Genomic DNA, 12,747 nt, shown 5'->3' with positions numbered 1-12,747 from the left:
ACATTTTTTCTAGGCTTTAACGAATTAATTTATCCGACACCTTTGACGATTTAAATATCTCAATACTTCCTTCTTCATCAACAATTAAAAATCGTGGAATTGTTTTTAGTTTTAAAAACTTTCCAAGTTCACCTTTACCTTTCTTCTGAATGTAATAGTGCTGTCCTTTAACAGGAATACTTTCTAAACCTCTTTTCCAATCATGGTAAGAATGGTCTACCGATAAAAACACATATTCAAATTGTGAGTTTTTCTTTTGAAATGAAAGCACATCTTTAAAGCTCTTTTGACTATAGGGACAATAGGTTGCAAATATTTGTACAAATATCTTTTTGCCTTTATTTCGCTTTAAGATTTCCTTAAATGAAATTGACTCTCTTTCTAAAGTTAGTAATTCTTCATTCAAAGATGTTTCAGTAAAATGTTTTGGCTGAAAAACAGCGCAACTTGATAAAAAAACTATGATTGTTAATAAAAAAAATGTTCTCATTTATTGTAATCTTATTCGAGGGTCTAACCAGCTATATAAAATATCTACTATAATATTTATGATTATAAATAACGTAGCCACTACTAAAACAGCTCCCATAATTACGGGTAAATCAAGAGTATTTAGCGAGTTTACTATTTCTTTTCCTAATCCGTTCCAGTTAAAAATATACTCTACAAAAACCGCACCTGCTAACATAGATGCAAACCATCCAGAAATTGCTGTTATTACTGGGTTTAATGAGTTTTTTAAGGCGTGCTTTTTTATTACTTGATACATCGTTAACCCTTTTGATTTTGCAGTTCGTATGTAATCTTGACTCAGCGTTTCTAACAACGAGTTTCGCATTAACTGAATTACCACTGCTAACGGGCGAATACCTAACACTATTGCTGGTAGCATTAAATTTTTCCATTGAATATGCATTCCTTCTCCAAAATCATCTACTTCGTACAAACTTCCAGTCATTTCTAAACTTGTGTACTTGTGTAATACAAAACCGAATAACCAAGCAAATAAAATTGCCGAAAAGAAAGAAGGAACACTCATTCCTAAAGTACTAATGACTGCTATGATTCTATCAAAAAATGTATCTTTAAATAAGGCCGAAAAGACTCCTAAAATAATTCCTAAAATTAAAGCAATGGTTATGGCTACCACCGCTAGAATTGCTGTATTGGGTAACGTTTCTTTAATTACTTCGGAAACATTTTTTCCGTTTTTTTGAAATGATTGACGTAAATACGGCGTTTTTACAACCACCTCTGTATTTCCTATAGAAAATAAGTGTTGCGCATTGTATTTTTCTTCTAATAAAAAGGTATAATCATCTGTGTTTTTACTATGAAACGACAACGGAGAAACATCATTCAAATAATACAAATATTGTGTGAATACAGGTTTATCAAATCCGTATTTTTTTCGAATATTTTGTAGTTGTTCGGTGTCTTCTCTCTGATCTAACATCATACGAGCTGGATCTCCAGGTAAAATGTTAAACAGTAAAAAAATCACAGTAACTACACCAAACAGTGTTAAGAATCCGTAAAAAATTTTGTTAACGATATATTGAAACATATATAACAAAGATAACAGAAACTGCTAAATTTATGTACTTTTGCCTAACTTTTACAACAACACATGACAACACAACAACTTGTATCTGAAATTCAAAAAAAGAAATCATTTTTATGTATTGGATTAGATGTTGATTTAAACAAAATTCCAGCACATTTACTTCAAGAGGAAGATCCTATTTTTGCCTTTAATAAAGCTATTATTGATGCTACGCATCATCTTTGTGTAGCTTACAAGCCTAATACTGCTTTTTATGAAGCTTATGGAATTAAAGGCTGGAAATCTCTTGAAAGAACGATTAATTACTTAAACGAAAAACATCCTGAAATTTTTACCATTGCTGATGCTAAGCGTGGTGATATTGGTAATACTAGTACCATGTATGCAAAAGCTTTTTTTGAAGACTTAGCTTTTGACTCGGTAACGGTTGCTCCATACATGGGAAAAGATTCTGTTGAACCTTTTTTAGCTTTTGAAGATAAACATACCATTATGTTGGCTTTAACTTCTAACCAAGGCGCTTTTGACTTCCAAACAAAAACTGTTGATGGTAAAGAGTTATACAAACAAGTAATTGAAACTTCTAAATCTTGGAAAAACTCACAGAATTTAATGTACGTAGTTGGCGCTACGAAGGCTGAATATTTAGCTGATATCAGAAAAATTATTCCTGAAAGCTTTTTATTAGTTCCTGGGGTTGGTGCCCAAGGAGGTAGTTTAGAAGAAGTTTGTAAATACGGAATGACTGATACTGTAGGGTTACTAATTAACTCTTCTCGCGGAATTATTTATGCTTCTAACGAGAGTGATTTTGCTGAGGCTGCTGCTGCTAAAGCTAAAGAGTTACAACAACAAATGGAAAATATTTTAAAATAAAAGAAAGCCAAGGTTAATGACTCCTTGGCTTAAAATTAATTCAAATAACTACATTAAATGAAAACAAAAATTTAATGTAATTAGCTTCTTATTCTATTCACAACTCTTTTAGTTTTGATCACTTGGTGATATGTTTGGATTGGCATTTATCTCTGCTTGAGGAATTTTAAAAATCCAGTCATCATTTAAAGAAGGTTTTTCTATTTGATAAGCTCCTTGGTAAAGTACTGCTGAAGCTCCCGAACCTCCATTGGCTCCATGGTCTATCCCTTCATCCCAACGAATTTTATCTGTATATCCAAAACCTTCTCCCCATAATTCTACTCCTCTTTGAAACTTAATATGATCCATTAAAGATTCTTGTGTATTATAAACTGTTACATCATAAGCACTATCACGCTCTTCACCTAATGGCTTTAAAGCATTTTGTGCTCCTGTTATATCGTTCATCATTGCTTTTGCTTCAGCTTCAATTAAATACATTTCTGAGGCACGCATATAAATTATATCATCAGGATCAATAGATCCAGGATTCTTATTCTTCAATTTAAAATGCATATAAGGATGTTGGTTAAAACTATTCGTAATACCATACTCTGAATTTATTTCAGCTCTTCTGGCATTATATGCATCTAGATCACTTGCATAATTAGGATCTCTTGGTAATCCTGTATCTGAATCAAGTCCTCCTTCATTGTTTGCCGCAGAAAAATTCGTATTAGGTGCGTCAATTATGAATACATCTTTTCTATAATCTGTATCAGGAATTGCATCAACCAATCTTCTATCAGCTATTTTTGGATTATTTCTAATTTGACTTCCATTAAAAGTATTACTAGCTAGATAAAAATATGAGCGGAAAAATGTTGTTTCTGTTTGAATAACATTACTTCCCCAAATAACTTCCGAAAGATCATTTGAATTAAATCCTGCTTTCCATTCTGATTCATTCATTAACGGATAATTTTGACGTGCAGCCACAGCAGCATCAGCAGCTGTTTGCCAGTCTCCTTTAGAAAGAGCCCATCTGGCTTTTAATCCATAAGCTACATCTATATTCAACTGAGATTTTACCTCTGGTCCTCCTGATGGTCTTGTAGATCCTTTTTCAAAAGCACTAATAGCAGCATCTAAATCTTGTCCTATTTGATTATAAATTTCTTCAACTGTTGATCTTGGTTCGCTAGTAAATGGTGATTCTGAAGAAAAAAGTAAAGGTACACCTGGATCAGTACTAGGGTTACCAATTAAATACCCTCTACCATAATGTTGTACTAAAGATAAATATGCATAGGCTCTATATGTATAAGCTTGCCCTAAAATTGAATTTAATGTTGGGGTTTCTGTTAAGTTCCCTTCTAAAATTCCATTAATCAAAAGGTTTGCATGTAAAATAATGTTATATCGATGATACCATAATAATTCATTCGTAAGTGATGTTGGTTGAGTATGAGAATTCCATTGCATCTCAGTTCTCCAACCTAAATTATTAGCATTAGCACTATGAATTAGTCCTCCAGACAAATTATCTCCTAATGGAACCCAATAATGATTGCCTGCTCTTTGAGAGTCACCTCCTGGAAATATTGTTTGTGACTGAGAGTATAAACCTCTGTGCACTCCATCTAGTACTAATTGCATGTTGGTTTCGTTAGCTAACGCATCAGATGCAGAAATAGCATCCGTTGGGGTTCTTTCAAGAAAGTCTTCTTTACAAGATGTTATCGAAATAAGGATAACAGCTATTAATAAGTATTTTAATTTATTTAACATAATGATTTTTTTTTTAGAATGAAACATTAATACCAAAAGATATAATTCTTGGGGGAGAAAAATCATCACCAGATGGTGTACCTGCTAAATTATACTGAGGATCTAAACCTTTTCTCTCACTTCTTAAGAATAAATTCTCTCCTGATAAATTGAATCTTATGTTATCCATATTAAGTGATTCTACAACTTTTTTATCTAACGTGTAACCTATGTTCACGTTTTTTAATGCCCAGAAAGAAGCATCAGTTAAAAACCTATCTGACTGAGTTCTTACCAGATCAGGGTTTCCATTTTCTAACCTTGGAACATTTGTTATATCTCCAGGTTGTTTCCATGCATTCAATATATCTGGATGTAGAGACCTTCCGTAACTTCCACTATGCATCATAGATGAATATGCGTTGTCTAGCACTTTTCCACCTATACCATAGGTAACTAAAAAATCAAAAGTGAAATCTTTATATGTAATTTTATTTAAAACTGAACCTAAAAGATCTGGCACAGAAGAATCTCCAGTATATGCTCTTTCTGTATCTTGCCAATCATTTGTTGTTTCATGATTACCATTTGCATCTAAAACAGGAACACTTTCACCGTTTTCATCCTGTTCATACATATAGAACAACTGATCTCCATTATCAGGATCTACCCCTGCAGTTCTTAATAAAAAATAATCAAATCTCGATCTACCTTCAGCCCAACGTTTTGATCCATTTATAAATGGATCTGGTAATTTTGTGATTTCATTTTTGAATGTAGAAGCTTGTAATGTTAAGTCCCATTTAAAATTTTCTTTATTAAAAAGATGAGCTGTCAATCCTACTTCCCAACCTGAATTAAACATATCTCCTGCGTTTACCGGAACTTCATTCAATCCATTACTTGGTGCAATAGGTAATAGGTAAAGTAAATCTGTTGAATTTTTCTTATAATATTCTACAGAACCATCTAAAAAGTTATCGAATAGTGCAAACTCCAATGCTACATCAAAATTCTCAATGGTTTCCCACTGCAAATTAGCGTTACCTATATCTGTAAAAATGATGGCTGGATTAGCTGCATTAGATGTAATTGAAAAACGAGCCTGCGACAGATATGAATCTAGAAGATCATCATTCCCTACTTCTCCGTAAGATGCTCTTAATTTTAACTTATTTATAAAAGATACATTTTTCATGAACTTTTCTTGGTCAATACGCCAAGAAGCCCCTACAGAGTAAAAAGTACCCCATCTTTTATCCATATCAAACACAGAAGATCCATCACGTCGAACAGAACCACTAAAATAATATTTATTAGCATAATTATAATTAGCTCTAAAAAGATATCCTTCAATTGCTTTATCAAAAGTTGCTCCATCTAAATCTACAATATTTGAAAAATTGGCAAATTCAAAAATCCCATTTGCCGCTTGTATTGTTGCTAGTCCCTCAATATTAGAGATAGATCTTTCAAAACTCTCATGACCTGCAAGCAATTCTAAATTATGGTTACCAAAACTATTAACATAAGTTAAAATTTGATTAAAGTTTTGTACTTCTCCTCTTCCTCTGTCTTCACTCAATCTTCCATCTGGCTGAGCATCTCCAATAATTGCGTTTTCATACTCTCTTTCAAATAACTCATTAATATCTCTACCATAAGTTACTTTTAAATTAAGCCCTTCTAAAAGTTTAATGTCTCCATAAAACCTAAACCCATAAGTATTATTCTTATCACTTTCATTATTAAGTAACAATTCTTGAAGTGCGTGACGACCTTGGTTCGTGGGTCTGGAACCTATATTATACTCTGGGAAACCTTCACCTGAGTCAAAAACTGGATTTCCAAATTCATCCCTTACAATATTCCCTTGTAAATCATTTACATATACTGGGTAGACTGATCCCATGCCTAGTGCAAAACTAAACGGATTTACAATGCTTCCGGTTCCTGCTGAACTTGGACCTCTTGCTTCAGTAAGTGCAATATTGGCACTACCTCCTATTTTGATACTTTCGCTTACATCAAAATCAGCATTTAACCTTGCTGTTATACGCTCAAAACCAGATGTTACAACATAACTCTCTTCATCCAAGTATGACGCTGAAAAATATACTGTATGATCATCACCTCCTGCTGATATACCTACATTGTAGTTATTTCTAATTCCGGTTTGTTGTAGTTCATCAAACCAATCAAGACTCTTATATATAACGCTTGCATTAGGGTTTAACTTTCCATCCACTCCAACTATTTGATCATTTGGCACATTAAACGGATTATAACCTAATTGATTATAAATATTTGCACTAGCAAATGCAGGATCACCTCCACCAGCACTAGAATTCTTCAGAGCCTCCCACATAACTTCATAATACTGACCTGGCGACACTTGGTCATATGTTTGAACACCGTTTGCCACAACTCCAGATTGAGCAGTAAGGTTAACTCTTACTCCGCCTTTCTTTCCTTTTTTGGTGGTAATAATTACAACTCCATTAGCAGCTCTTGAACCATATAATGATGTAGAAGAGGCATCTTTTAGTACTGTAAAAGACTCTATATCTTCTTGATTTATTGTATTTAACTCTCCTTCATATTGAATACCATCCACTATAAATAAAGGGTCAGTATCTCCATTTAATGTACCTACACCACGAATTACAATATCTGGTGATGCTCCTGGACCTGCAGATGATGTAAATTGTATACCTGTTGCACGACCTTCAATAGCTGCAATTGGAGAAGTTACGTTACGTGTGGCTAAATCTTTTACACCTAAAACACTCGCTGAACCTGTAAATGCTTCTTTAGTAGTAGTCCCATAAGCTACAACTACCACTTCGTCTAACAAGTTAGCGTCCTCTTCCATTTTAATATTTAAAATAGAAATTACTCCAACTGTTCTTTCGATAGTTTTAAGCCCTACAAAACTAAAAACAAGTATATCTCCTTGGTTTACTTTTATGGCATACTTCCCATCAAAATCTGTTTCAGTACCTTTATTAGTACCTTTTATAATAACACTAACTCCTGGTAGTGCTCCAGTTTTATCAGTTACTGTTCCTGTAACCGTTTTTTCTTGTGCTAATATTGACATATTTACAAGTATTAATATTAGCAATAGGTAATTTTTTAATTTCATAAATTAAAATTTTTAAACTTAAAACTCTCACTACAAGAGCCTTAAAATTGATATCTTATAAAATTAAAAAAACAATAAAATAAAACTAAAAAAACAATAATTTTAACATAAAAAAAGTTAAAAAAATAACAAAAAAAGATAAAAGAAGATAAAAAACAACAAAATAATCATTTATAAAACAAAAAAAAGCCAAGGTTAATGACTCCTTGACTTTATAATAATTAATTCAAATAATTACACCAATGAAAACAAAGTTGGTATAAGTTACAGCAAATGTATTAAGCTTAACTTTTCATTATTATAACTTTGATTTGAATTACCTTTTATTTGAATTGAAAAACTATTACTATACTATAAAATGGGCAGAGAATTAATTCTCTGCCCATTTTTTTTAGGGGAATGCTTATTTTTTAGTAAACCAATTTACTAAAAAAATTAATTTATAAATGGATTATTCTGAACTTCTGCTTGTGGAATTTCAAGAACTAATCTATCATCATTATAATTCATAGAATCACCTGCTAAATATAAATGATTTGAACCTCTAGTTAAAGTTGCTTTATTTCTTTTTAGTGCTAAGTAACTTTTTCCTTCACCCCAAAACTCAATTCTTGTTTGTAAATAAATTTCATCTTGCAAAGCTTGTCCTGATAAACCATCAACGTATGCATAATCAGCTACGTCATCGTATCTTTCTGCTAATAAATCTTTTAAACGATTTTTAGCATCTCCCTCTAAACCTTCTTTGGCAGACATTTCAGCAGATAATAAATACATTTCATCAACTCTCATATAAATATAATCAGTATCTACATTTCGTTGACCTCTAAACTTTTTTGCTGGGTGATAAAACTTATTAATTGGCATTAAATAACTTCCTGAGTCTGTATCACCATCAAACTGAGTTTTTCTAACATCCTTATCTTTTATAGAGTTATATAAACCTAAATCTATTTGTTTTAAATCTCCAAACGACTGGTAACTGAATGTATAGTAATCCATTTGTCCCCACCAAGACACTAAATCTAGTCCGTTGTCAATAGTAAGATCAACTCCCCACATCCAACTTGGATTTTCAGCTACATTATTAAAACCTCCTGTAACTTTCTTTTTAGAAGTCAAAGGAAAACCTCCTTCAGTTATAACCTCTTCTGCTAATTCTTTAGCTTTGATATTGTCATCATTTAAACCTCTTGACGCATAAACATAAGCTAAGAGACCTTTTGCTACATGTTTATTTATTTGGTATAAATTACTTCTACTGTATGAATCTAGAAGAGAAATTGACTCCTCTAAATCTTTTATCATTAACTTATACACTTCTTCTGTTGTACTTTGTGGTTGAGCTTCAGAATTAGCTTCAGTATATATAGGTAAAACCTTAGATGTAGGTGTATATTCTGGAATATATAACTGAGTTAGGTAAAAATAACCATAGGCTCTTAAAGCTTTAGCTTGTCCCATTTGCTCTCTATTAGCATCAGTAATTGCAGCATCATTACCTCCTAATGATTTTATTACTAAATTACTAGAATTAATTATTCTATAATAATATCTCCAAGCTATAAAATTTGGAGTCGTAAACGTGAAATCATTAGTAGAAGTTAATTGGGCTACATTACTATATCTATTATAGATATTTTGAGCTAATGCAATGTCACCAGACAAAATATCACTTATAAGGTCGTAGCCTTTTTGTCCATAATCTTCATGGTCTTCAGTCCCTCCTGTTTCTACCTGAAACATAGTTTCATATATACCTCTTAAAGTTCCATCTAAAATATCTGGGTAAATCTTTCCTGTTTCAGCCACATCGTTAACAGTCACATTTTCTGTAGGGCTTTCTTCAAGAAAATCATCACTACAGCTTACTGAAAAAGCTGTAATTGCTCCTAATAATATTGGTTTTATATATTTTTTCATATGTTTTTAAAATTTAAAATTTAGCTCTTACACCAAAAGTTATTGTAGATAATGGCTGATAGCGATATACACTTGATGAACCTGTCTCAGAAGTCATAGGATTAAAACCTTCTCTTGCACTTAATAAAAATAAGTTATCACCCGCTATCCATAGATTTAAAGATTTTACTCCTGAGTTTTCAATAAAACTACTAGGAACTGTATATCCTAATCTTACATTACTTAAAGCTAAATAGTCTGTTGACGTTATAAAGCGAGACGATACAGAGTTTACTTGTAAATTTCTATCACTTATTAATCTTGGTACGTTAGTAACATCTCCTGGGTTTTTCCAGCTATTTCGAATATCAGTATGCCAGTTATCTGACCCTACTTGACTATTATCCATTAAACCTGCATATACATTATCATATGAGTATCCTCCTAAACTATAACCAAATAAAGTGTTTATTGTAAAGTCATGTATTTTAGCATTCAATCTGAACGCTCCTCTAACTTTAGGAATAATAGATTTTCCTATAAACTTTTGAGTAGCATCACTGTACTCATTTGTTGTAGTTTTGCTAATTGCGTTATTTGGAAATTGTCTTTTATATTCAGTTAAACTTTTAATACCTTCACCAGCATCTACTGTTCCATTATTATTAGCATCATGGTAGTATTGATTCCAAAGAGGGTTCCCTGTTTGTGTATCTACCCCAGCCCATTCTCTTAAATAATAATCATAAATTCCTTTATCTTTAGCTCTACCATAACCTCCTGAAATATCTAAAACCTTTCTTTCTCCTGTAGATGGATCAATAGGCATTTCTGTTAACTTACTGTTAAACATCTCTCCATTAATACCAAAATCTAATTTATAATTTTCTTTATCTAATAAATGTGCAGTTAAATCAAATTCAAATCCAGAGTTTCTTAGCGTACCATCATTTACGTCTAAAATTTCATTACCTGTAGATGGAGCTACACCTCTTTCAAAGATTAAGTCCTCTGTGTTCTTAACATAATAATCAAAAGCACCTTCTAACTTATTATTAAAAATAGTAAACTCTAAACCAGTTTGAAACATCTTAGAAGTTTCCCAAGTTAAATACGGGTTTTGTAAATCATTTGGTCTTAATGAAATTTCACCTCCTAAGTTACCAATAGTATATGTATTTCTCCCTGAGTATATATCAACTCCGGCTTGATCACCTAAAATACCATAACTTGCTTTAAACTTTAAAAAATCAATAAAATCTATATTTGAAATGAAATTTTCTTCAGATAAAACCCATGAAGCACCTACTGAACCAAAAGTACCCCATTTATCTTTTGCAAACCTTGAAGAACCATCACGTCTTATAGCTCCTGAGAAATAATACTTTCTTTTGTAGTTATATGATACTTGCCCGAAATAACTTTCTAAAGCTGACTTAGTTCTATACCCTGTTGGAGGAGCTGACACTACCACATAGTTATGAGGATCTTTTAATCCATTTTGTAAATTAACTACCTTATTTTTACTCAAAGTACTTGTTTCATACTCACTTTGGTTTGTTTCGTGTGCTGCTAAAGCAGAAAAACTATGGTTTCCAAATTTTTTATTAAATCTAAAAATATTTAAAAAGTTTTGTGTTAGAGCACTAGAGTTTCTTTTAAATAAAGTTCCTCTTTGCTGAACAGCAAAACCATAAAATGGGTTTTGAACTTCATTATAGATTCTACTATAATATTGAGCCCCATATTGTGTTTCAAATTCTAACCCTTCTAAAAGAGATACTTTAAATGAAAAATTACCATTTAATGAGTGACGATCAGAACCAATAAAATTATGTTGAGCATTACCTAAAGCATTTGTACCTCCACCAAAACCTCGGTCTCTATAATCGTATTTATTTCCTCCATATTTTGTATCTTTTATAGGATTACCTTCTGCGTCACGTTCGAATAAAGGATAAATCGAAGGGATATTATCTACAAACCAGAAAACACTACCTGAATCTTCCGACTGCCCATTTTGTGTTGTTCTTCCTAATGTATATCCAACATTAGCCTTAGCTGTTAACCATTCTGCTGGTTTATGTGTAATATTTAATCTTGATGCATACCTTTTATAACCTGAGTTAATCGAATATCCTTTATCGTCTAGATATCCAAAAGAACTAAAATATTTAGTATTTTCACTCCCTCCACTCATCTTAACATTTGCTTCAGTTCTGATTGATGATTGAAAAGCATAATCTGACCATTCTTCTGGAGTGTACTTTCTAGACACCCCAGGTCTTACTTTTCCTGTTACTGGGTCAATTATTTGAGAAACATCATTTGTTGAGAAATAATTAAAAACATCTCTTATACCTCCTCTTGAAAACAAATTTTGGTTTGCATAAGCTGCTCCATCATTTGTTTTTCCATCAAACAAACCTTGGTTAGCCATTGCGTGCCATGACAACTCTATATACTCATCTGGTGATTTTATTACATCATATCTTGGTAATAACTGAAAGTTAACCCCTGTTTTTAAATCAACTTCAACTGACGTTTTTCCTGATTTTCCAGTTTTAGTAGTAATCATAATCACACCATTTGCTCCTCTAGAACCGTAAATAGCTGTTGCTGACGCATCCTTTAAAACAGTTGTAGATTCAATATCTGATGGGTTTATTGAGTTAATAGAACCAGAAAAAGGCACACCATCTACTACATATAAAGGATCTCTGTTTCCATTAACAGAACCAAAACCACGAATACGAATAGTAGCAGCTGTTCCTGGTTGTCCTGATGTATTAATTACATTAACCCCTGCTATTTCTCCTGCTAAAGCCTGAGACACATTAGAAACACTTTTTGCTTCTAAATTTTCTGTTTTAACAACTTTTGCTGTACCTGTAAAAGATTGTTTAGTTGTTGTTCCATAACCAACAACTACTATTTCATCTAATATGTTAGCATCTTCTTTCATTAAAACATTTAGTTCTGATCCTGCTCCCACTGTTCTCTCAGTTACTTGCATTCCAACGAAACTAAAAACTAAAACATCTCCTGTTTTTGCGTTTAATGAATACTTACCATCAAAGTCTGTTTCAGTACCCATGGTCGTACCTTTTAAAATTACATTCACACCAGGTAAAGGTCCTGCACTATCAGATACCACTCCAGTGATTTTTTTCTCCTGTGCGCTCATATTCAGTAAAAAACTGAAGAATAAAAATACACAGATTACATTTTTCAAATGTAGATTCATAAATTATTAAATTTTTATTAATTAACAGTTGTAAATCTAAAGGCTATAAGTTTTTGTTAACACCTTTTTGAAGTTAACACCTTTTAATTTGATGTGAAAAAACAATTTTAAGAAGTTAACAACATGCTCATTAAAAAAAGTCACCTGTTAATTAATGTTAAAATATTAAAAGCCTACTATTTTTACTAGCTTTTAAAGGAGTTCTTCTTTATTTTTGCCACAAATTGTATTCAAATAGTAAGTTCCTTAAATTAC

7 protein-coding genes are annotated in these 12,747 nt (G+C 32.1%); 1 reads left to right on the top strand and 6 read right to left on the bottom strand.

Annotation, left to right across the window (positions count from 1 at the left end; translation table 11 throughout):
• Positions 1-16: 16 nt before the first annotated feature.
• Complete coding sequence (locus ABHQ57_RS05880; protein ID WP_073181588.1) at positions 17-490, bottom strand: thioredoxin family protein; 474 nt, start codon at positions 488-490, stop codon at positions 17-19.
• On the bottom strand, positions 491-1,567 hold the full coding sequence (locus ABHQ57_RS05875) for an ABC transporter permease (protein WP_167713299.1): 1,077 nt from the start codon (positions 1,565-1,567) through the stop codon (positions 491-493).
• 63 nt (positions 1,568-1,630) lie between these two features.
• Between ABHQ57_RS05875 and pyrF the strand changes: the two genes are divergently transcribed.
• Complete coding sequence (gene pyrF, locus ABHQ57_RS05870; protein WP_167713297.1) at positions 1,631-2,443, top strand: orotidine-5'-phosphate decarboxylase; 813 nt, start codon at positions 1,631-1,633, stop codon at positions 2,441-2,443.
• Between the two features lie 108 nt (positions 2,444-2,551).
• On the opposite strand, the gene ABHQ57_RS05865 is transcribed toward pyrF, so the two are convergent.
• The 4 genes from ABHQ57_RS05865 to ABHQ57_RS05850 form a co-directional block, all read right to left on the bottom strand.
• Positions 2,552-4,216 (bottom strand): RagB/SusD family nutrient uptake outer membrane protein, encoded by a 1,665-nt coding sequence (locus tag ABHQ57_RS05865; RefSeq protein WP_047788443.1) that lies wholly within the window; start codon positions 4,214-4,216, stop codon positions 2,552-2,554.
• Between the two features lie 13 nt (positions 4,217-4,229).
• Entirely contained in the window at positions 4,230-7,298 is a 3,069-nt protein-coding gene (locus ABHQ57_RS05860; RefSeq protein ID WP_253679757.1) for a SusC/RagA family TonB-linked outer membrane protein, read from the bottom strand.
• A gap of 480 nt (positions 7,299-7,778) precedes the next feature.
• A complete protein-coding gene (locus ABHQ57_RS05855; protein WP_047788445.1) occupies positions 7,779-9,266 on the bottom strand; it encodes a RagB/SusD family nutrient uptake outer membrane protein in 1,488 nt (495 codons plus the stop codon).
• A 13-nt stretch (positions 9,267-9,279) separates the two neighbouring features.
• The gene (locus ABHQ57_RS05850) at positions 9,280-12,432 is read right to left on the bottom strand and encodes a SusC/RagA family TonB-linked outer membrane protein (RefSeq protein ID WP_231128381.1); all 3,153 of its coding nucleotides are present in this window, start codon (positions 12,430-12,432) and stop codon (positions 9,280-9,282) included.
• Positions 12,433-12,747 lie beyond the last annotated feature (315 nt).

This window comes from Tenacibaculum sp. ZH5_bin.1, assembly GCF_042865525.1.
GTDB lineage: Bacteria > Bacteroidota > Bacteroidia > Flavobacteriales > Flavobacteriaceae > Polaribacter > Polaribacter mesophilus.
This window is presented reverse-complemented; position numbering and strand designations above follow the sequence as displayed.